General features: G+C 59.0%; 15 protein-coding genes and 1 pseudogene. 6 read left to right on the top strand and 10 right to left on the bottom strand.

The features are described from left to right. The first annotated feature begins 120 nt into the window (after positions 1 to 120). A complete protein-coding gene (locus tag NKI17_RS12320; RefSeq protein ID WP_023675618.1) occupies positions 121 to 798 on the top strand; it encodes a LuxR C-terminal-related transcriptional regulator in 678 nt (225 codons plus the stop codon). A gap of 183 nt (positions 799 to 981) precedes the next feature. Here the strand turns inward: NKI17_RS12320 and NKI17_RS12315 are convergent, their stop codons facing one another. After that, on the bottom strand, positions 982 to 2,721 hold the full coding sequence (locus NKI17_RS12315) for a PAS domain S-box protein (protein ID WP_023675617.1): 1,740 nt from the start codon (positions 2,719 to 2,721) through the stop codon (positions 982 to 984). A 286-nt stretch (positions 2,722 to 3,007) separates the two neighbouring features. On the opposite strand from NKI17_RS12315, the gene NKI17_RS12310 reads away from it, so the two are divergent. Next, positions 3,008 to 3,718 carry a helix-turn-helix transcriptional regulator gene (locus tag NKI17_RS12310; RefSeq protein WP_023675616.1) on the top strand — a complete coding sequence of 237 codons (711 nt, stop codon included), beginning with the start codon at positions 3,008 to 3,010 and terminating at the stop codon, positions 3,716 to 3,718. 245 nt (positions 3,719 to 3,963) lie between these two features. Then, positions 3,964 to 5,076 (top strand): NAD-dependent epimerase, encoded by a 1,113-nt coding sequence (locus NKI17_RS12305; RefSeq protein ID WP_352576395.1) that lies wholly within the window; start codon positions 3,964 to 3,966, stop codon positions 5,074 to 5,076. Positions 5,077 to 5,225: 149 nt separating this feature from the next. Here NKI17_RS12305 and NKI17_RS12300 read toward each other — a convergent pair whose 3' ends face one another. The 8 genes from NKI17_RS12300 to NKI17_RS12265 all read right to left on the bottom strand — a co-directional run bounded on the left by NKI17_RS12300 (position 5,226) and on the right by NKI17_RS12265 (position 16,446). Then, positions 5,226 to 6,803 carry a lipopolysaccharide biosynthesis protein gene (locus NKI17_RS12300; RefSeq protein WP_352647565.1) on the bottom strand — a complete coding sequence of 526 codons (1,578 nt, stop codon included), beginning with the start codon at positions 6,801 to 6,803 and terminating at the stop codon, positions 5,226 to 5,228. Further along, complete coding sequence (locus tag NKI17_RS12295; protein WP_352647563.1) at positions 6,800 to 9,019, bottom strand: GumC family protein; 2,220 nt, start codon at positions 9,017 to 9,019, stop codon at positions 6,800 to 6,802. The genes NKI17_RS12300 and NKI17_RS12295 overlap by 4 nt, the downstream gene beginning before the upstream one ends. Position 9,020: 1 nt before the next feature. Further along, on the bottom strand, positions 9,021 to 11,018 hold the full coding sequence (gene asnB, locus NKI17_RS12290) for an asparagine synthase (glutamine-hydrolyzing) (protein ID WP_352906014.1): 1,998 nt from the start codon (positions 11,016 to 11,018) through the stop codon (positions 9,021 to 9,023). 4 nt (positions 11,019 to 11,022) lie between these two features. Next, positions 11,023 to 12,279 (bottom strand): O-antigen ligase family protein, encoded by a 1,257-nt coding sequence (locus NKI17_RS12285; RefSeq protein ID WP_352906012.1) that lies wholly within the window; start codon positions 12,277 to 12,279, stop codon positions 11,023 to 11,025. Further along, positions 12,276 to 13,499 (bottom strand): glycosyltransferase family 4 protein, encoded by a 1,224-nt coding sequence (locus NKI17_RS12280; protein ID WP_023675610.1) that lies wholly within the window; start codon positions 13,497 to 13,499, stop codon positions 12,276 to 12,278. Before NKI17_RS12280 ends, NKI17_RS12285 begins: the two co-directional genes overlap by 4 nt. Before the next feature lie 337 nt (positions 13,500 to 13,836). Beyond that, positions 13,837 to 14,070, bottom strand: a complete 234-nt coding sequence (locus tag NKI17_RS12275) for a Trm112 family protein (RefSeq protein WP_023675609.1) — start codon at positions 14,068 to 14,070, stop codon at positions 13,837 to 13,839. A 292-nt stretch (positions 14,071 to 14,362) separates the two neighbouring features. Further along, positions 14,363 to 15,646 (bottom strand): hypothetical protein, encoded by a 1,284-nt coding sequence (locus NKI17_RS12270; RefSeq protein WP_352906010.1) that lies wholly within the window; start codon positions 15,644 to 15,646, stop codon positions 14,363 to 14,365. 89 nt (positions 15,647 to 15,735) lie between these two features. Next, positions 15,736 to 16,446, bottom strand: coding sequence for an AAA family ATPase (locus NKI17_RS12265; RefSeq protein WP_023675607.1), 711 nt, complete (start codon positions 16,444 to 16,446; stop codon positions 15,736 to 15,738). Between the two features lie 425 nt (positions 16,447 to 16,871). On the opposite strand from NKI17_RS12265, the gene NKI17_RS12260 reads away from it, so the two are divergent. The 3 genes from NKI17_RS12260 to NKI17_RS12250 all read left to right on the top strand — a co-directional run bounded on the left by NKI17_RS12260 (position 16,872) and on the right by NKI17_RS12250 (position 21,427). Beyond that, positions 16,872 to 17,693 carry a class I SAM-dependent methyltransferase gene (locus tag NKI17_RS12260; protein WP_352455316.1) on the top strand — a complete coding sequence of 274 codons (822 nt, stop codon included), beginning with the start codon at positions 16,872 to 16,874 and terminating at the stop codon, positions 17,691 to 17,693. A gap of 94 nt (positions 17,694 to 17,787) precedes the next feature. Next, the gene (locus NKI17_RS12255; protein ID WP_023675605.1) at positions 17,788 to 18,897 is read left to right on the top strand and encodes an acyltransferase family protein; all 1,110 of its coding nucleotides are present in this window, start codon (positions 17,788 to 17,790) and stop codon (positions 18,895 to 18,897) included. Positions 18,898 to 19,561: 664 nt separating this feature from the next. Next, positions 19,562 to 21,427 (top strand): calcium-binding protein, encoded by a 1,866-nt coding sequence (locus NKI17_RS12250; protein ID WP_352906008.1) that lies wholly within the window; start codon positions 19,562 to 19,564, stop codon positions 21,425 to 21,427. A 204-nt stretch (positions 21,428 to 21,631) separates the two neighbouring features. On the opposite strand, the pseudogene NKI17_RS12245 reads toward NKI17_RS12250, so the two are convergent. After that, a pseudogene (locus NKI17_RS12245) lies at positions 21,632 to 22,185 on the bottom strand (aldo/keto reductase). Positions 22,186 to 22,214: the final 29 nt, after the last annotated feature.

Genomic DNA, 22,214 nt, shown 5'->3' with positions numbered 1-22,214 from the left:
AATCTGGCGTTTGCGGTGTTGGGGGTGCCGCAGCGTCGGCTGGATGAATCGACGAGATGATGGCCACGACTTTCAGGCCATTACCGTTCAATCCATTCAGATAGGCGTTGGGGTAGTTCAATGTATCGAATCGTCATCGCCGACGATCACGGCTTGTATCGTCGCGGCTTGCGATTGGCACTGACCGCAGGCATTCCAGGTGTGGAGATCTTTGAAGCGTCCTGTTTCGACGCGGTGCTCAGTTTGCTGGCAGAGCAGTCGTTCGTGGATCTTGCGATCCTGGATCTGAATATGCCGGGCCTGTTCAATCAAGAAGTGCTCGGCGGGATCCTGTCTGCCTATCCGGACACGCGATTTGCGATCGTTTCCGGAAACGATTCACGCTCGGAAATACTCACGGCTCTGTCGATCGGGCTTCACGGCTACATCGTAAAATCGCAGACGGACGAAGAGGTTGTTTTGGCCGTCAATGAAATCCTCTCCGGCCGCATCTATGTTCCTGCACTTCTGTCACGCCCGGGAGCGACGCAAACAACCCACGCGCATACCCATTCCGACGACAAAGGCCCACAGAGGCGTACCGCTGGCGTCAACCTTGGCAGGCTGACTTCGAGGCAAAAGGAAGTCCTCAAGCTGATGGCGGAAGGCTATTCAAACAAGGAAATTGCGCGCGATCTGGAAATCGCAGAGGCGACCACGAAAATCCACGCTGCTGCCGTTCTGCGTGAATTGGGGGTACGCAATCGGACCGAGGCTGCCGTTATGCTGAAGACTTGGCTTTCGAGACATGCCAGCTAGAGCGCCGCGCGTCCTTTTGGACGTGCAAACGGCGTCCCAAGACTCCTCATGCATTTTACTGCATATCCCAAAGCCGCGGCGCAGCTTTGGGCCGACGACATTCTTGGAAGGAACCCTGCGCATCTCAAAGGCCGCTCAGCGCGACCCGCCTTTAGATATCTGCTTTCCGATTGGAGCACTGCACTACAATCCGATTTCCTTGCGTGACAGCCGCAGCGAATACCGCAACCCTTGGTCCGATATTTCCAGCCTGGGAGAGTGACCGACAAGCGGCGCTCCATCCACTCCGATTATCATGGAACCGAAGCCATGACGGACTACGCTTGAGGTCCTACGCCGCCCCGATTCCACCCACTCGAACACGATATCGCTGCCCGTTTCTTCAGGTGCGAACGTCCAGCTTACGTCGATCCGGCCTTTTGGATCGGCAAGCGCTCCATATTTCATGGAATTGGTGGCAAGCTCGTGAACGATCATTGCAAAACTCTCGGCGGCGCCTCCCGACATCGCCACGGAAGGACCGCTGACCGATATCGCACGTGTTCCAATATATGGGTGCAATTCTTGCGCAACGAGATCGTTTATCGCCCCCGATACGCTGCCGTTGCGTGAAAGAAGCAGATGGGTTGCCTCGAGCGCGCGTATCCGGTCGATCAGCATTTCCTTGTATTTGGCGACGTTGTTTCCGGGAACATCGACCATTTTCACGAGCGCCGTGATCACCGCGAAAACGTTGCCGAATCTGTGACGCTGTTCGAGCATGATGCGCTCCCGCTTCTTTGCCGCGGCGCGCAGCAGCGTGGTTTGTCGTCTCTCGCTCAGGTCGGCAGCCACTCCAAGCCGCTGTCCACCATCATCATGTCTTTCCTCCCTTCCGCGCAGCGCAACCCAGCGGATATGTCCGTCCGGTCGGCGGACGCGTATCTCAACATCGTAATTCGTGACCGATGGTGCGGCCTTTCTCGATGCCGCCAGCTTTGGCCAGTCCGCCGGATGAACGACAGCTGACAGCTCCTCCAAACTGCGGCTATTGGCCTGGGCCAGGCCGAGAATGTCCCAGAACGTGTCCGAGCCCGTGACTATCCCGCCTTTAAGGTCTATGCGCCACGTGGCCAAGCGTCCAGCAGACAGAGCGAGGTCCAGCCATTCCTTCTGGGCCCGAAGCGCTTCGTGAACAGCGCGTCGTTCCGAAATATCGTCGACCACCACGAAGATGCTCTCCGAGAGGCCACCCTCGGGCACGGACGAAGAAAGCGTTAGCCTGGCCCAGAATGCCGTACCGTCCTTTCGTGACAGACGCACCTCCGAAACGAACGAAGAAATGTCATTGCCCAGCCTCGCCAGCAATTGCGCCAAGGTATCCCGGTCGTTCGGATGGGCGAGCGTATCGAGCTGCAGTTGGGCAAGCTCCTCCTCCTTGTACCCGGTCATCTCACAAAGGCGTCTGTTGGACTGCAGCAACTCACCTTTCTTGTTGGTGTTCGCGAATCCCATGGCAGCACGTTCGAAGGCCCAACGATAGCGGCTTTCGGTCGCCTCGACGGCAGCGAGCCTGGCCTCCGCGACTTCCAGCAACTCACGCAAGTCCTGCCGCAGACGATGGAAGGTCATGGCAATCACGCCTCCCGAAACCAGAAGCAGGATTGCGCGTGCCCAATCTCCACTTGAAATCTGATCGTGTCCTCGTGCCCACAGCCCGACAGCCACCATCAGAATGGTCGCAGCGAGCGCCGGTACGCGGTCTTCGAGATAGGCGATAATAATAATAGCCGGAATAAATTCCAGAAAACTGGCGCCTTGCCCAATATAGGCTGACGATTTTATTTCAAATATCAGTGTGGCAGCTAACACCGATGCAGAGGCAATATGAGTTAGCAATCTGCCCGACGGGTTCGAATTCGACCTGCGCGACTGCGAGCTCATGGACACAGACTACAACCTTCTGACTAGCCCGTCGAGACTAGAGCAAAAAACGTACAGCTTAGTACCACTGCCGGATTGCCATACCGCTATCATAGCGCGCATTTTATCGGACGCAGCGGGGCCTAAGAGCTGCCTTAGAACTGTCGGATCATATTAAGTTTTCAAGGTGGTGATGAACGTATTATCCGTCAGCGCATAGAAGACTAGAATCCAGCTACACATAGAAGACTACATGAATCCCGAATACTTATTTCGGGCGTGTGAAACTTTGGGTTAGGGGTAGAAAATGAATCTGATCGATAGACAGGTCGATGCTTCTTCGAGCAATCGGTACATTGTTACGAGGACCAAGTATGATTTTGAAGCGCGGAATACGCGGCCCTCTTCTGGTCACCTTCCCGATCGCGCATCGGATCCATTGGACGCAAGGTTCGCCGAACCAAAAGGCCGCAGTCTGGAATCCATAACCGGCGTGCTTGATCGCATTGGCTGTGGCTATCTCGTGCTGAATCGCGAAAGAAAAGTAGTCGAGTGGAACGCAGCCGCCCAAACCACGCTTGAGCGCCAGGGCGAAGCGGCCGACACGGCGAGCGGACTTACGGCCGCCCTAAGGCGGCTGATCGCGAATGTTCCGGGCCAATTCCTGCCGGGCTCGTTGTCTTGGGTGGTGATCCGCAGCAGGGGCGACCGACCGGTGATACTGAACGAGAACGGCGTTATCGCTCCCGACGGAACGAGCATTGTGGCGCTGCTGGATCGCGACAACAGGTCGGGGCCAAATCCTCGGACGCTGCAAAGAATGTTTGGCTTGACGAGCGCAGAAACGCACCTCGCCTTGCGCTTGGCCCAGGGCGACGCACCTTTGGAGATCGCTCGCAGCTGGCGTCTCAGCCGCACCACGATCCGTTCCCAGCTTGCCTCGCTGTTCGCCAAGACCGAAACAAAACGCCAGGCGGAACTGGTGGCCCTTCTTGGGCGTATTTCGGTCCTGCCGTAAGGCCGGCCACTTAGATCCAATCGCCGGACGTCGGCATCCGCCCGGGATTCAAACTACGCAAGTTGGCGTGTCATGACTTGGCAGGTCGTGCACCGCATTGCGCACTCCACTAGGTTCGATGCGCCAGCGTAAATATCGGAAGCCGCAATCCCGGACCGGCTATTCGGTACTGTCGAACGGATTTCGAAAGGCGACAAGTGGACAACGATCTATGCAGCGATTCTGTCCTTGCCGCAGCGGAGAAGATGGAAATCGCTCGATCCCGTTCGGACCGCGCGGTGAAGAAACTTGCACGGACAGGACCGATCGTCGTCACCGGCGCCGCAGGCTTCATTGGTTTTCACGTGGCCTCACGGCTTTTGCGTCTTGGTGTCAAAGTCGTGGGCGTCGACAATTTCACGCCCTATTACGATCTGCGGCTCAAGGAAGCGCGGTTTGCACGCCTCTGTAGCGAGGCGAAGTTCACGCCGGTACGAATGGATCTGGCGGATGCCGCGCGCGTTCAGTTGCTGTTTTCAAACGTTCGCCCCTCACACCTCGTCCATCTCGCGGCTCAGGCCGGCGTGCGTCATTCACTTGTTGACCCGCACGCCTATGTGCAATCGAATATAGTGGCGTTTCTCAACGTCCTTGAGGGCTGCCGGCATCATGGCGTCGGTCATCTCGTCTACGCCTCTTCGAGCTCCGTCTACGGCTTGAATCGAACCATACCGTTTTCCGAAAATCACGGCGCCGATCATCCCGTCAGCTTCTACGCCGCCACCAAGCGTTCGAATGAATTCATGGCGCATTCATACAGCCATTTGTTCGGCCTGCCCGTGACCGGACTGCGCTTCTTCACCGTTTATGGCCCTTGGGGCAGGCCCGACATGGCCGTCTACTTGTTCACGCGCGCGATCGTCGAGAGCAAACCAATTGAAGTAGCCAATGCCGGCCGCGTGTGGCGAGATTTCACCTATATCGACGATATCGCTGAGGGCGTGGTTCGAGCACTTGCTACACCGCCGCAGCCGGATCCGAATTGGGACCCTTGCACCGCCGACCCTGCCACAAGTTCCGCGCCGTATCGCGTCTACAATATCGGCAACGACCGGCCCGAGGAGATCAACCGGCTGATTTCGATCATCGAGACCGCTCTTGGCAGCCGGGCAGTTCGCGTGGATGTGCCGTTGCCGCCTGGCGACGTTCTGGAGACGCGCGCCGACGTCAGCGATCTTCGCCAGGCCGTCGGCTTCGCCCCGGCAACACCGCTAGAGGACGGAGTGCGACGCTTTGTCGAATGGTACCGGGACTTTCATGGAACGGATGCCGCGGCCAGCGTACGGCAACAGACGTTGGTGAATGAGGCCACCGTGTAGGCCGCGGGCCCTGTCGGGCGATGATCTGCCACTCGGCGTGTAACGCGTCGGCCACAAAGCCGCACTCGCCAGCCTCTATCCGACACAACCCTGGACTCGAAATTCCTGAACGCTGATGCCGTCGCGTATCGGGGCGCGACGGTCTCAAATCAGCGCAGGAACCAATGTCGCCGCTGGCCTTCGACTGCGTGCGTTCTGAACGATGTTAGCGCAAAGATCAGCCCAGGGATAATTTTCAGCCGTTTGCTGATGTAGATCGACATCGCCACATTCCAAATCGCCAACGCAAGCGCGAGGCCCACTGCGGCGCCCGGCGCGCCGTAGAGCGCAATTCCTGTGGCACAGCCTATGATACTGGCCGCAGCGCCGACGATCATGGTTGCGGCTGCCGCCCATTCGTTTCCGGTCATCATCAAGAGGAGCATCTGGGGTCCGCACAGCGCGACAAAGACATATCCGAGAATGAGTATCCGCGCGACGGGTGCCGCGGTACTGAAATCCCCGCCGAACCAGCTCAACAGAGGTTCAATAATCGCAAGCATCGGGATGGCCATCGTTAGAGCCCCACCAGAGGAAAGTAGGGCGGCCCGTGAAAACAGCTGCTGCAGAGCCATCCGATCGCCTCGGGCATGAAGGGCAGCCGCTGTCGGCGCAAACATCGTAGAGACGGCAACCAGGGAAAGGCTCACAAGCAAGGCGACGTTCAATCCCAATGCGAAAATGCCTGCTTCGCGAATGTGATGCGTCCAGCCCAGCACCATGACTCCGGCCCGGCTGATGAAAACATCGAGCCCAGCCATGAGCATCATTGGCGGAACCGCGGACCACCATTCCCGCGACTCGTCGCCTGGCTGAACCTGCCGCAAGCCAGGCGGCTGAAATTTTGTCGCCATGACGAACACCAGGCCGACCGTGATGGCTGAACTTGCCAGCACCGCCTGCATCACCAAGGGTGCGTTGGGGGTCCATGATCCGGATAAGCCCGCCATTCCCAGCAACGTCAACAAGAGGCCGTCGCGCACTATGCGTTCCGGCAGGAGGGCCGAGACACCGCCGCCGAAAGCACGAACAAGTGTTGCGCCCAAAGCGTAGGCGGTGACCAAAGGCACTGCTGCCATGCCTAGCAGCTGGCTGATTTGAAGCTCCTTGTGAGAAGGATCTGAAAAGAAAAAGATCAAGGCGGCGCCAACGATGCCGAATAGTGTCGCCGCCGCCAGCGACCTCTGCAGAGCAAACCTGATTACGCCGTGTACCAGGTCAAGCCGCCCTTTGGCACTGTAGGCGGAGACGAAACGCAACAAGGATACGTGGAAACCAAGCGTTGCAAGATAGGCAAGCACCGAGGTCCAGGCCAGAACATAGGAGTAGATGCCATAGCTGGTGGAGCCAACGATGCGCGCAATCAATAACTGCGCCAAGCTGGTCAAGCCCGCACCCCCGATATAGACCAAAAGAGCGAAGATGCTGGCATAGCCGAGACCCCGGCCCGTGTCCTCCTTGTGCGGCAAAACCATATTCGTTGGAGCAACGGAGGCCGCAGGGAAGCGGGCGAGCTTCGGATCGCTGAAATCGTCGATGTCTTTTGCGCCGGCGTCGCGCATTTCATCGCCTTGATCGCCTTTGGCCGCGGACCCTGCTCCGGACTGCGAGATCGTCGATATTATCTTCCGCTCGACAGGTCGAATGCCGTGGCGGTCGTTACGCGGAATCCCGCATGTGACATTCATGATGTTCTCTCGAGCAAGAGATCCGCGCTGTCCCCAAACCGGTAGCCGGCGTGTTTCCTAAGATTGACCTGCGTGAGAACGCTGCCTACGGGGACCTGAGCCGTCTCGTCCTCCGTCAGCAACTGCAGAACACCACGCGCGATGCTGCGACGCGTCCTGGCCCAGCGAACAGCAAAAAGAACTGCGTCAGCCCAGCCCGTCAGTAGCCTGGCCTCAGGTCCTCCAAGTCCCAGCGGTCCATTTATGATGACGATGCTGTACATCGAGCGCAGCTCATCTGTGACCAGGGACCCGTCGATCATGGACAGTTGCGGCAGCAGATCCTCTGATGGTGCGAGTGCCATGAAGTCGATTCCAATTTCAGGCATTCCCGTGACCGCGTCGTGCAGCGGACAACGGTCGCTCATATAGTCTCCAAAGGATTTATGCGGCTTGAACGCACCGAATTCGTTCAGAAACTCGTTCGTGAGGCGGGCGCCCGTGCCATCAAGATCGAGAAAAAGCACTCGTCCCCCAAGTCGGGTAGCTGCCAAGGCGAGGCTCCATGCGAGCTCGGTCTTGCCATCATGCCGGACGCTGGACGTGACGAGGATGACGTGCGACGCACGGCCTCTCGCTTTGTTGAGAGCCACGGTGACAAGGAGAGAAGTGACGGCTCGGCTGTAGCTGCAGTTTTGCTGGCCGAGAACCAGCTGCTGTAGTCGTTTCGCGTGTATTGTGGGCGCTTCCGGTATCAGCCCCAGGCACGGAACCCTGAGCGCGGCTTCAGCTTCGGCCCCGCCGCGCAAGGTCTGATTGAGACGGCTGCGGACCAAGACGAAGACCCCGCCAATGAGGCCAAACACGATCATGCCGGGCGGAATAAGAAAGATGGGCGGCAGGGTTTTTGGATTCGTTGGCGGCCATGCCGCTGAAAGGATCGAGACCCCGGGCAAGGGAGTTGCGATGCGCTGCACCAGATCCTGTTGTTGGGTGAGAAGCTGGTTGTATCGCTGCGTCAGGATGCTGACCTGCGGCTCGAGCGCACGCAAGCCGGAAAGCCGGCCGGCTGTGTCGGCCACCACCGCATCGAGTACATTCTTACGGCCCTCCAGAGCAGCGATCTGGGCACGGTAGATGTTCCCCTCCGCCGCAATGCGAGCAGTGCCTTGTTCGATCTCGCCGTTGATCGCAGTGCTAAGGCCCGCATCCGCATTGTCGTTGGCTTGGCGGGCCGCCATGTCGGCCAATACCGGAGACCCGATCGCTTCGGCGAGCGCCGCGACCGATGCTCCTTCCTCTCGCAAAGCCTCGATGTGCTGAAGGCGAGATTCCGTCGCTGAGAGATCCGCTTTCGACAAGGATATCTGCTGACTAAGTTCGGCTGTCTCCTTGGCAGCGTTATCCGCCGCACCCTGATCGACCGCGCCATGGCTCAGTCGATACTTTTCCAGGCGGTCGGTCGCTTTCGCCAAGTCGCTTTGTACGACCGGCAGGCTGGCGACGATCGAGGCGAGTTCCAGCCTGTCTGACGCCCTGCGCTTCTGTGCGAGATCGTCGATGTATACTTGGACGAACGTATTGGCCACCAGGGCGGCTCGCGCCGGATCGTCGTCGGTGAAGCCGACGGTGATCACCCTTGATCTCAGTTCCTGTCCAACCCTCATGCCCTTGCGCAATGCCTTGAGTTCGGCTGCATCGGCCGCCTCCGGCCCGCCCTGCGGCCAAATCCTTTCTAGCAGACCAGCTGCGAAGGTGCGTATGTTCTGCAGGTTGCCGCCTACCGGGGCGGCGCGGGAATTTCCGACATCATCACCTTGCTCAGCAATGTTGCCGATCTTTGTCTCGCGTAGGGCTGCCACCAGGCGACGCAGATGCCCCTGCGAAGAGAGCATGGTTAAGTGGTCATCAATGCTCGCATCCAGCATCTCCTGAGCAGAATCCGCACCTCCGGGAGCCGCGTTCCTGCCAGGAGCATCGACAATCACCTGTGCGGTCGCCTCGAACAGGACAGGACGCACAAAACCCGCAAGCCCAGCCAACACTCCGCCCAAAATCACCATTGCAAGCAGGAACCATTTTCTCCTCGCGATGGTAATGAGGAGTTGATGGAAGGGGGTCTGCGCGTCGACCTGTTCGCGCAGGAATGGCCTCATGCGCGGATTGATCTCGCGCGTCGGCACGTGCATTTCAGTGGCGCGCGGAAGGTGAATTCGGCTGACTATGGAACCTTCCATCTCATACTCCTGTCAGTTCGAGCGCTGTGGACATGCCCGTTGCCGGCCCGGCGGACCGCCCGGCCTCGTTGCGCCAGGCCTGGAACATCAACGCGGGCCACAAATCGCGAGAATGATCCTGTCTTCCGTCAAGATGGTCGCGCCAGCAGGTTTCGACCTTCGCAAAGTCGAAGATCCCATCTCCGGAGAGGCGTATATCGGCGACTAGATCGCTGGCCCAGATGCGCAACGGGCCGCTCAGCCAGACTGCTATGGGAACATCGAAACCCTGCTTCGGCCGGTCGATCAGCCGTTGCGGAACATAGCGGCTAAGCAGCTGACGAAGAAGCCACTTGCCTTTGCCATTGCGGACCTTCGCATGTGCCGGCAGCCGCCAGGCGAATTCGACAACCCGATGGTCGAGAAGCGGGCACCGGCCCTCGAGGCTATTGGCCATGCTGGCGCGGTCCAACTTCACCAATATATCGTCGGGCAGGTAACCGGCCATGTCGTCGTACAAGAGACGGGACAGCAGGCCATCAAGCCGGGGGGACCCTTGAATTGATGTGGGCGGCGTGTGGAGTGCGAGGCTCCCGGTCGATGCTCCGGTCAGCCGTCGATGCAATTCGTCCTCATCTGGCGCAGCGAGCAGCCGAGCGAGGCGATGCAGCCGGTCGCTCCGCAGCGCGTGCCGTCCACTCGCCGAAAGCGGCAGCTTGCCGACGAAATCGTGACGCGCTGCACGGGCCAGCAATCCGACCCCTGCAGCAAGCGCGTGACGCAGCGGCGACGGCAGCGCATGCTGTCGTTTCAACCGCGCAGCCATGAAATGACGGGCGTAACCGGCGAAGCATTCATCGCCACCGTCGCCTGATAGGGCCACCGTAACGTGCTGGCGAGCGAGCCGCGCCACGAGCAAAGTCGGTATCTGCGATTCATCGGCGAACGGCTCATCCCAGATCCGCGGCAGTTCCGGAATGACTTCACGCGCAGCGGCTGCTGAAAGGTGGAGTTCAGTATGATCGGTGCCCAGGTGCCGCGCGACCTCCGCCGCGTGGGGAGCCTCATCAAACCCGCCTTCTCCGAAAGCGATCGTGAATGTGCGCACCGGTTTTGGCGATTGGGCCTGCATCAGCGCCACAACCGTGGAGCTGTCGAGGCCACCAGACAGAAAGGCACCCAGCGGCACATCGGCTATCATGCGTTCCCGGACGGCAAGTCGAAGCAGGTCGTCGAGTCCATCGGTCAGTTCTTCGTCGGTACCGGCGATTGGATTCTGTCGACCGTTCGCGGCGACTTCAGGCAGCGACCACCAGTGTCGGGCGCGTTGCGAAAGGGATGCGGCGCTGCGCGCCTCGGCAAAATCCGCCGCCGTCACAGACAGGACCGAGCCCGGAGGTAGCTTGAACACGCCTCGCCAGATGCAGCAGTTACCCGGTACCCATCCCTTCGAAAGCATTGTCGCGGCCGCGTCGAGATCGAGCTCCTGACAGAAACCTGGAAAACGATGGATTGCCTTCAACTCGGAGGCAAAAACGAGCGCATCGCGCGTTGCAGCAACATAGAGCGGCTTCTTGCCCATTCGGTCGCGGGCGAGATGGAGGGTCCTGGTCTTTAGATCCCACAATCCAAATGCGAACATGCCAGCGAGGCGCGTGAGTGCGGTGTCGAGACCCCAGCTCTCGATTGCGCACAGCATCACTTCGGTATCGCTGGCGCCACGGAACCGATGGCCAGCGTCTTCAAGCTCGCGGCGCAGATCGCGGAAATTGTAGATCTCGCCGTTGAAGGTAATGGCATATCGGCCACTTGCCGAATGCATCGGCTGGCGTCCTGCTTCCGATAGGTCGACTATAGCCAAACGTCGGTGGCCGAAGGCAATGCCGGCTTCGCGATTGATCCAGAAGCCTTCGCCATCAGGCCCACGATGACGAAGGGCCGTCGTCATCTGGCCAATTGCCCTGAGCGGCTTGATGTTGGCGGCATCGGGTGCAAGGAGAATTCCGGTAATCCCACACATGCCATCACCTCAGGTCGCTAGAGGTTGCCGAAATCGTTCGCGGCGTTCCGGCAACAAGGCAAATGGTAAGCGCAAACCACACGATTGGATGGCGGATGATCAGATGTGGCATTCCGAAGATGACGATCGACACCACCAGCACGAACAGGGCATCGAGCTTCGCACGCCATGCGCATAAAGCCGCCGCGCCGACAATCCAGGCCAGGGCCAGGACCGCAACCAAACCACCTTGAGTGTACAGATCGAGAATCGTGTTGTGAGCCTCGAAAGGCCGGGGCAGAAATTGGCTGTAGGAAATGGGCGGGCGCTCCAGATGCGGGCCAGGACCAAGGCCCAGGGATCCTGACGTTAGGCCCTTGCCCAATGCATCTCCCCAGAGATGGATTCGAAGCGCGGCGGTTTCGGCGGTCGCTTCGCCGCCCTTGTCCTTGGTAAGACTCAAGGCGAACTGTTCGACGCTGCTCACCTCCGTGACGATGTAAGGCGTCATCGACATGGCCAACGGAAGGAAGCCAATCATCAGCAGGAGGGTAACTTGCCGGGACAGGCTGACCTTGCCGTCACCGGCTGCGAGCCATGTCCGAACCCGCAGCCCAAGAAATATCAGGCCGACCAGGACCGTCGTGTAAAGATAGGTATCACTCTTCGTCAGCCTTCCGACGTAGATGGTCAGGATAAGGCTGCTGAGCCCGGCCAACCTCGCCCACGGCTTGCTTGTAGTCGTCGCAAGATGCAAGGCGAGCGGACCAAGGAGTGCGCAATAGAGCGCGAGCTGGTTGGGGTTCTCGGACCAGCCTCGGAAGCGATCCCAGTACCAGGGATCGACGCCGGATTGGTGGATCCAACCCCATCCAAGTGCCAGCTGAACAATAAAGCATGCATTCGCAATAGCGACCACCCACCAGGCAGCACTGCGCAGACGGCGATCCGCGTCGGGCTCCGCGGCGGCCAGACAGGTGACGCAGATCAGCAGCAGGTAGGCTACCATATCGTGCATCACCACCGACAGATACAGTACCGTGGTCAGGTAGCCAACGATGGTGCCAATACCCAGAGCGAGCGTGATGATCAGCCAGAAGCCCGCAACACGGATCAGGGCGGGCCTGACTACCAAGTGACCGCCGGCGAGCACCCGCCCGATCGACAGCATGATCCAAAGCGCGAGAAACAATTCGCCATAGCCGAAGGGCAAGCCCGGAACTGAGAGCTGCGCCGCATACGACATGGCCACGCCGCAGGCCAGGATCGCGTCCCGGATCATCGACGCGCTCCACCCGATCCGCGGTTTGCAGCAGGCTCTTCAAGCAACACCGGCGATGCCGGTCGAGCGAAGCCGCCCTGGGATTTGGCACTAAGGACATTGTCGTAGAGATCGCAATATTGCTCGACCACCCAGGGCAGCGAGAACTGCGTCCGGACGAGCTCGACAGAGCGAGCGCCCATGGTCCGTCCTTTCCGGCGGTCGGACAGGACCTCTATAATTCGAGAGGCAAGGCCGTTCGCATCGTGCGGGGGGACGAGATGGCCGTTCCATCCGTCCTCGACCACCTCATTGCAACCAGGCATCATCGAGGCGACGATAGGCAATCCCGCGAGCCCTGCCTCCAGCAGGACGCGCGGAATCCCTTCTCGGTATTGTGTTGGAAAGGCGAACAGATCGGCCATGCCAAGAAGGGCAGGAACGTCGCGTCGTGGACCCAAGGCGATGACATGCGGCACATGGCGATCGATCTCAGCCTTGTCCACTGCAAATGGGCCCTCGGATTCCAATGGGCCGACAAGCACGAAACGGGCATTGGGCCTTTCCGACAGGATGCGAGGGACTGCCTTGAGGAGTGTCGGGATGCCTTTCTGGCGCGTTAGCCGGCCGACAAAAATTACGATCTCGGCGGATTGGAGCCCAAGCTCTTCGCGCATTTTCATCGCCGACGGGGCAAGATGCCTTGCCATGGCGAACGCATCGACGTCGATTCCAGAACTGCGGATCACTCGTCCGCTGCCGCGTCCGATCAGTCGGTAGCGTTCAAAGAATGCCTGATCGTCCCGATTCTGGAACACCGTAGCCGCCGTCCATAACGACGAAAGCCATTGCAGTCCGCAAAAGATTGGGCGCAGGGCAAGGGCGCGCGGTTCCAGGGACGAGAACGTCCAGCCCAGACCGTTGATAGTGCGCACGACTGGAACGCTTCCGCGCACCGCAAGTGGCGTCACCAGGTTGGGCTTGGTGTCGAAGCTTTGGATAATGTCCGGCCGGAGTTCCGCCATCAGCTTTCGAATGGTTCTGATGGCGGCCCATTCTCCGCTGCTGCTGGAAAATCGGTCGAAACCGTAGCTGCGATGCGGAATGCCATGCCGCAGGAATGCGGCTTCACCGCCGCTCGACACCGCAGTAACACGGAATCCCTTCTCTCGCAGCGACATCAAGAACGGAATTCGCAGGGCATGATCCTCGCCTCCGACACACACCAGATGCGGATTCATCCTGCGTCTCCTGACCGTTCGCTGTAGCCCGATCGCGCGAAGTGGCCGGCCCTTGAATTTGCTTTCATGGTGTTGGTTTCGCTACCCATCTCGCCCAGGTCACGGTAGGGGCAGGTCTTGCCACTGTCCTCGTCTGTTTAAATGACGCAAACCCTGTCCCGGCAGCGGGCCGCCGTACCCAGCCGGTTCAGGTCGCCGCGCGTTGCATCAAAGAGGTCGGCACTGCCCGGGTGCCGAGCGCAGAGTGGTCCGCAGACAAACGGCTCGCGCTCCGCGGCACACTTTCCTGTCATTGCTGGCTGTCGTCGGAAAGCCGCCTACTTTAGCGCGGCTCCCATCATCGTCTGGATGCGCGAAGTTTGACCACGCGGGAGGTGATCGTCCGTGCCTCCGAGGCTAGCAGGATTGGAATGCCGTCGCGAACCGGATAGGCAAGTCCTGCGCTCTTCGAAACGAGTTCATCGCGATCCGAATCCCAGGCAAGTGAGCCCTTGGTCATTGGGCATACCAACCATTCTAACAACTCAGGGTTGAAAGAGGCATTCTCTTCGGCTCGCTTATCCGTATCCATCTGCTATTCCTTTCTCGGCCGTGACATCAACAGTGAGCTCCGGCGCGAGCGCCCTTGGCGATACAAGCCGTCACCCGACGTCATCGCTGTAATTCGTAGGATTCCGGCAAGTGTCATAAGCCTTGCAAACTGCACAATCACGCTAGGTGCAGGCTTGGCCACTGTCGTCGTCCGTTTGAATGAATCGACATCGAACGGAGCCGTATGGCGGCGAAGTTGAACGTGAGGCGTTAAAAGCGTGAATGGAGCAAGCACGATCGGCCATATCGCCATAGGCGACCGGAAGGTTTTGTTATTGAAGACCGCTCGCGGCTAATGCTCTCGAGCCAGTGTCTGATCCTTCCGGCCAGTCAATACGGGCGACGAAATCGTAAACCGGGCCGCCGGGTACTCCCCAATTGCTTGACCAGATCACCTGTGAACCGTCCGGGGACGGCGAGGCGTGGGTCTCACTCCAGTAGTCGAATGGAACGTTCTTCGTCTGCACAATGCGCCGGACCTCTCCGCTGCCGTCGATGCGCAACGCGATGACTTCCCGCGCATACGGCGCCCAAGCCGGATATTTCGATACTTCGTCCGGATTGCCCGAATAGGTAAGGAACACCCAACCGGGCCTGTCCAGCGACCTGAGCGATGCATGCTGTGCTTCACCATATCTCATGAGCGAAGTGACTTTCCCATCTGACAGCCTTCGCTTGATCACCTGGAATATGTCTGGATCGGACTTACTGATCCCCACATAGATTTCGCTGCCGTCGGCATCGACGGTCATGTCGCCATGGCCAGGCCGATGATGCTCAGTCCATTTCTGGCGCAGAACGCCGTCAACAGAAAAGATGAACGTCTGTTCAGTGTCGTCTTTCAGGTTCTGAATGCATAAGATGTTGACGCCCAGCGGCGAGATTGAGCAGGCGCCGTTGGCCCCGACAAGCTGTGCGAGATTGATTTCCGGAAATTTCCGCCGCTGTTTGAGATCGTAGGCAAAGACGACCGCTTTGCCGTCCCGGCGAACCGCGCGTACGGCAATACGGCTGCCATCACGGCTTGGATTACCTTTGTATGGCCCGAACTGGAGATTGCTACTGTCAGTCGAAACAAACAGGACCTCCTCATGATTGGTGCGTGGCGCCCAGGTCGAGATTTTCCGACCCCCGACGCAGATCATCAGGTCGGGATCGTGAGGATGCCATTCGCATTCGGTCGATCGATCACGGCGAAAAAGCGGGGCGTAGGTGCGCCCATCCAGGAAGCATAAGCCGCCGCAGCCGTTGCTGATGACAAGAAGGCTCTGATCCGCATTCCAGGCCTGGGCGCTCGAATAGCGGTGGCTGCAATATTTGCTCCCGCATGCGATGCCGGCGCCGAGGATTCCGGGTTTGGTTATTCGGGTGAAAGTTGTGCCAAATGCCGCATCCTTCGCGGTGTGCAGGTAATCCGGCAGGTCCATGGCTACCGGCGCGACGAACTTTGTCGATGCGACGTCCTCTCCACTCACCGCTCCGTGGATAACTATGGATATCGCGCTGACAGCAGCTAACGTCAACGCCAAGGCAGTCTGGTAGCGAGAAAAGCGCATGTCATGTCAACTCGCGCGGTTCCTTTTCAATAATTCGATTTTCCATATTATTGGATATCTTCTTGTCGACGCTTCAAAACCGCATCTCTCTAAGCTTCAACTCTTTTAAATTTCGCCCGCGCCGCGCCGAACTTGTCGATTACTCCACGCGCTATCATTTCTGTGGCGGCTGTGAGCCCGTTCGAATCTAAACTTTCGACGCAAGTTGTTGGCACGGGAAACGATCCAAGTTGTTCCCCAATGAGATTAACGTGATCAATATGATCAAGACTGCTCTGCAGATCGACTTCGAGGAACTTCTGAATGATACCGAGGTTACGCCGGCGTTCCTTCAGACGGACCTCTAGAATTTCCCTTGGCGCCTGCAATCGGACAAGCAGATCCGGTTTGGGTAGAAGCTCGAGCGCGCGCGACACCCTTTCACGATCCGTTACGCCGCTGAACAAAACCAGTGAACATACGAATTGCACCATACCCTGGTCAAAAATTGAGATCGTGTCATTGGACGCTATTGCCGCGCGCCAAGCTTGAAGAAGAGCTTCAAGATGCCAGTTCAGGCGAGCCGCCCACAGCTCATTCTTGGGTGGAAGAATCTTAAGCACTTCTGCACCGAGAGAACGCTGTCCGATCCACTTTGAATGCAAGCCGGAGACCAGTTTGAAGGCGGCCCTTCTAACCGGATGTCGGCGGTCACCGGTCTGCAAAACAACACAGTAGCCCTGAGCTCGCAAAACGTGCACCAGCTCGGACGCTAACGTCGTCTTACCAGCACCGGACGGCCCAAATAGCTCCAAGATCATCTTTCAATCCAGACTGAGGGAAGCCTACTGGCAGTGACGTCATGTCCATTTGCTGAAGCGAACGCCCATCTCTTCCTGGGATGTCTAGCCGACGAGCCAGGAATCCGCGCCATCCGTATGAATGACGGTGTGGTCACGTTAGGATATCGACGGACGCCAAAATCGTGAACGGAAGGAGTGCGTTTCGGTGACTATCCTTCCGGATTGCCTACCGTCCGTTTACCGTTCCGTCTCCGAAAGGGGTGTGCAGTAGCCCTATTCCCCAGCACACTTCCGCGAGGGCGCGGCCGTCATGAGTTCGGCATGTCTCATCCGTTCGAGGGATGCGAGACACCCAGCCTTCTGGAAACCTTCTCTGTGATGGACGCAGCCAACTGGCCGTTTATCCCCTCTATCGCCAATAGGGCAGCTTGGTCGGCTATCCAATGAACGTGTCGGACAAAAATCTTCGATCTCATCTGCAGGAGAAATCGTATGAAAGCAGGCATATGAGCGAGAACCTCGAGCCACATCAGACGGCAGCGGCAAATACGGCTATACCTGCCAATTACAACGCCAAGGTCGCGGCAGTCGCGGCCTATGAGCTCCCGACAAAACAGAGATATCAAGATCCGAGTTTTGCGAGCTGGTACCTGAACGGCTATGCAGGCCGGTTGAAGCTGTCCACCGTTGCGTCATACGTCATTGCGCGACGGGAGCAACGCTGCATCGCCAAGGCGCTGGAGAGGTGCAGCCCGCCTCCATCTCAGGTGCTCGATATCCCATGCGGAACCGGGAAGCTGGCCGGCGTGCTGGGCCAGCATAATTGTCGGGTGCTGGCTGCAGACATTTCAATGGAAATGATGGCCTTGGCTAGATCAGCATATGAAGGTCAATCCGGATTTCGGGGATTCATCCGATGTGACGTGACGCAGCTGCCGTTCGCCGACGAAAGCTTTGATACGGTGGTCTGCCTTCGCCTCATTCACCTTATCCCGCCACATCTCAGGCGCGACATTATCATTGAGCTCGCGCGCGTTGCCAGCCGTCGCCTGATCGTATCCTACGGCCTTGGCACCCGCCTCCAGAGAATACGGCTAAGGCTGCGGAAGATGATCACCGGAAGGATGTCGGCGCCTCATCCCGTCAATCTCACCGTTGCACGACAGGATTTCGCGGCGGCGGGGCTCAAGCTGGTACGCTCTTTTAGCGTCCTGCGGTTCCTGTCCTGCGAGCAGCTGTTCGTACTTGAGAAGGTAAAGGCTTGACCTGCCGCCGGTTTGCAGTCTTCGCGTTAGCACTGGTATTGCGGATCAGGCCGCTGATGGTTGTCAAAAGCTGAAACGGCTGCGGGAGGTAGCTGTGGAACCGGCAGGCAAGGCCATTCCGGCGCGCATGCCATCACTCGACCTGCTGCGCCTAGCTGCAGCCCTCGCGGTCGTGCTCTTTCACTATCTTTTTGGCGGCGCGATCGCGGGCAATCTCGACGTGGAATATCCTGCCGCAGCACCTTACGCCATCTACGGCTATCTCGGCGTCAATCTGTTTTTCCTGATCAGCGGTTTCGTCATCGCGTGGTCGGCCGAAGGTCGAACCTGGCAGGAATTCGCGGTCGCCCGCTTCGCCCGGCTTTATCCCGGATTCCTCGTCTGCATGACCGCGACGTTTGTTGTTCTCGTCGTCGCCAAAGATCAGCGTTTTCCGACCGATGTTCCAACCTATGTAGCCAATCTTTCCATGTTCGCCCGCCTCTTCGGCAGGCCGTCCATGGATGGCGTCTACTGGTCGATCATGCTCGAGATCCTGTTTTACGGCTGGGTTGCAGTGCTGATCTTTGCCGGCGCCTTTCAGCGCTGGAAAATACCCATCGCGGCCATCTGGCTCGCAATTTCGGCAACCAACGAGTTCTTCTTTGGGAACCCGGTGATACGCATTCTCTTCATTACAAACTATGCGCCTTTGTTTGCCGCCGGCATCCTCGCGGAAGACATCGTTGCAAGGGGCCGTTCACCGGCTGCGTTCCTGTTTCTTGCCGTCGCGTTCCTGGTGTCTTGCCAGACCGCAATGTTCTCTCATAACTGGATGCAGGAGCACTTTGGCGCAGCCATTTCGTATCCGGCCCTCCTCGCTGCCAATATAGTGGTCTACGGAGTCTTCGCTGGCGCGATATTGCTCCGCTCCGTGATTGCTCCATCCAAGGCTATCATGATGCTCGGAGGGTTGACTTATCCGCTGTATCTTTTGCACCAGTATATCGGCTACATTTCGCTTAACGCGCTGGCGCCTCATGTCGGCAAGAACGCCGCATTCTTCGTCGTGTTGGCCGGGGTCCTCCTTGCCTCTTTTATCGTCTGGCGCTTCATCGAGACGCCGGTACGCAAGCCGCTCGTCCGCGCCCTGGTGTCTGGGATATATCGCCTTGCACCAGCCTCGCGGCCAATCCGGCCAACCTCTTCCGCGCGAACGTCATGATCAGGAGCTTTCGGCGGATGCCGCAGAAGATGTTTGAGTCCAACCGTCGCCTCGCGGAAAAGGCAACTGGGTAGCCCCACGACGCCTGCGCAAGCGAATACATGATCTGTGGGTCAATCCGCAGGCGAGCAGCAGGCCGGCGATCAGGCGAGACAGCACCGGGGTTCCTTCCAAGCCGCCGATGTTGCACGGCACCGCTGTTGCGGCAATGCCGGCTGCGAGGCGCATTCGCATTTCGGAGAAGCGCCGTCTAGATCGGCAGCTTCGTCGATTGCGTCACATTTTGTTCTTGCTTTGTGCCGGCAGCTATGCTAGTAATTTGGGTACGGTGCAGATTCGCACTGACGACCCGCCGCTAGGCGGGTTTTGTTTTTGGTCTGGTTTTCAGATTTCCCGGCCGTCCTGCGTCGGACGGCTTCTCGACCGCGCCATTCGAGCCAAGCTCCACACGGTCGGATCAAGTTAGCCGAGTCTTATCCCGAATAGAACCATCCTTGGCTGGTCGTCGATACCGTTGCGGAAACGAGTTCGAAGGGAGCGCCCCTCCAACGCTCAATCCTACTTCAAACCTCAATATTTCTGTCAGAGGGTGTCGGTATGTGATTTGGCGCTAATATACGCCGTCTGTAAGTAGGCACGGTCGAAACAGAAAAAGGAATATTGGATGACAACTCTGCATTACACGTCAGGTGGATCGGGCACGGAAATTTCGCAAGCCGGATTCAATCTGGCCGACGTTTCATCTGTTGACCAACTCAATGCGCTGCCGGACGGTATGAAGGGCTTGGTCTACCTCAACGAAACCGACGGAGCGACGTCGTCCTTTATCGACAAGATCACGCCTTTCATCGGCAATCCGAAGCTGTTCGGATTCTTCCTTGTCGACGAGCCGGATCCCACCGGCCAATGGGGCACCTACGCCTCCGCCGCGAATCTGAAGGCAGAATCCGACTGGATTCACGCCAATGTGCCGGACGCCAAGACCTACATCACGATGATGAGCTTGGGGACGTCCGCGAATCCGGATTTTTCGAACACGTACAATCCCGCCAATACCGGTATCGATTACTACGGCGTGGATGTCTATCCTGTCCGCACGGATGGCGCGGTCGACTATAACATGATCGATAAATTCGTTGCCGCCGCTCAGGCATCGGGCATCCCGACGAGCAAGATCATTCCAGGCTACCAGACGTTTGGCGGTGGCGACTATAACACCGACATGGGTGGCAAATATGTCGTGCCCACCGCCGCCCAGATGGAAACCATGATGGACCACTGGGCCAAGCTGGTTCCGTCACCCGCCTTCGAGTACGCGTACGCCTGGGGTTCACAGCGAGGCGATACCGCGCTTGAGAGCTCCCCGGAACTGCAGGCCGTTTTCCGGCAACACAATCTCAGCACCGCCGGGACTGCTCCTTCCGAAGCTGCGGCCACCGATCCCATTTCTACGGCGACGGTCCCTTCCGAGGCCACCACCGGCGATAGCACCGCGACTGTCACCGCTCCTTCCGAAGCCACCACCGGCGGCAGCACCTCGACCGCCACCGCCCCTTCCGAAGCCACCTCCAGCGGCGGCACCTCGACCGCCACCGCCCCTTCCGAAGCCACCTCCAGCGGCGGCACCTCGACCGCCACAGCCCCGGCCGAGACCATCACCGGCGGCAGCACCTCGACTGCCACCGCCCCTTCCGAAGCCACCACCGGCGATAGCAATCATGGCAAGACCACGCTTTCGCATCTCCTCGCCGGCAACGGCGGTTCGATTACTACCGCCGCCTCCGGCGCTACCGCCAGCGATGGCAGTCATGGCAAGACCGCGCTGTCGCCCCTCCTCGCCAGCGACGGCAGTTCGACTGATACCGCCGCCTCCGGCGCTATCACCAGCGATGGCAGCCATAGCAAGACCGCGCTTTCTCACCTCCTCGCTAGCGACGGCAGTTCGACTGCTACCGCCGCCTCCGGTGCCACCACCAGCGATGGCAGTCATGACAAGACCGCGCTTTCTCACCTCCTCGCCAGCGATGGCAGTTCGACTGACACCACCCACGATAATGCCGGCGACAAGGTAAGCGAGGGCAGCAACGTTGACCGCATATTGGCCTCGTTGAGCCATTCTCTTTCGGCCGGCTCGGAACTTCTCCCGACCAACGATCCATCCGACAAGACGGCAACCAGCCTGATCCGCCACGGGTTCGCGCAAACCGTCCAGCCCGATGAAAGTGTCGGCGCCCAGGCAAAAAACGGCGCCGCCGCCGAGATCATGTCTGGCCACGGAGGCAACGATGCCTTCGACTTCAGCAAGCTTCAGGACAAGCTCCACCTCGATCAAGCCGCTCTTACCGAGCTTAAGTCGGGCGGGCTTTCATTGCATACTTCCCCTGCTGGTACGGCCACGGATGATGGTTCCCACCACATCATCTTTGACAGCTCAACCGGGTCGCTCTCTCTCGACAGCGACGCGGTCGGCGGCGCAGCTCAAGCGCAGCTCGCTACCCATCTCCCGTTGCAGCATCACTCTTTGATCTGAAAACCGGAGCGGCGGACCTTCAACTCGAGCGTGTCCGCCGCTCCGTCCGTGTTCAATTGCGCCACGGAAGCTTGACTAAGAAAAATGCGATATCGGCAGACATCAGAGAGATCGAAGTTGGTCGCATTGTCGCCAATGCGAATTCCGGATTCACCACACCCTACGCAGTCTCGGCAATTTTCAGCACTGCGTCGATCTCGGCCATCACCGTTGCCGGCAGCGGCCCTTTTCCAGCGCACCGAGATTGTCCGCGACCTGCTCGGGCCGCGTGAAGCCGGGAACCGGCAAGGCGATTGCCGACTTGGCGAGTATCCAGCCGAGCGCGCCTTGCGCAAGCGTGCGTCCGCCCGAGGTGAGCAGGTCGCGGATTGCCGAGAGCCTTGACAGATAGTGCGGGTTGGCGGCGCATCCCTGAAAAACACCATCCATTCGGCATTCCCGCCGCGCACATCGTTGGTGGGCAGCCGCATGGCCGGCGTGTATTTGCCGGTGAGCAGCCCCATTGCCAGCGGCAGCCGGCTGAACGACACGAGGTTCTCGCGCGCCGCAACGGCCATCAGCTCGTTCGCCGGGGTAAACACATTGAAGTCGTTCTCTACGGCGACGAACCCTTCGCGCGGCGCGTAGGCGGCAAGCCGTCCGCGGTGATCGGTGCTCCAGCCGAAGCCGCCGATCTTGCCCTCCTGGCGCAACAGGCCGAGCGTATCGAACACCTCGCCGGCGCGCTCGATCGGATACTCGTTGATATGTAGCAGCACGACGTCGATACAATCCCGCTGCAGGCGCT

The sequence above is a fragment of the Mesorhizobium sp. M0816 genome, assembly GCF_040320005.1.
GTDB lineage: Bacteria > Pseudomonadota > Alphaproteobacteria > Rhizobiales > Rhizobiaceae > Mesorhizobium.
This window is presented reverse-complemented; position numbering and strand designations above follow the sequence as displayed.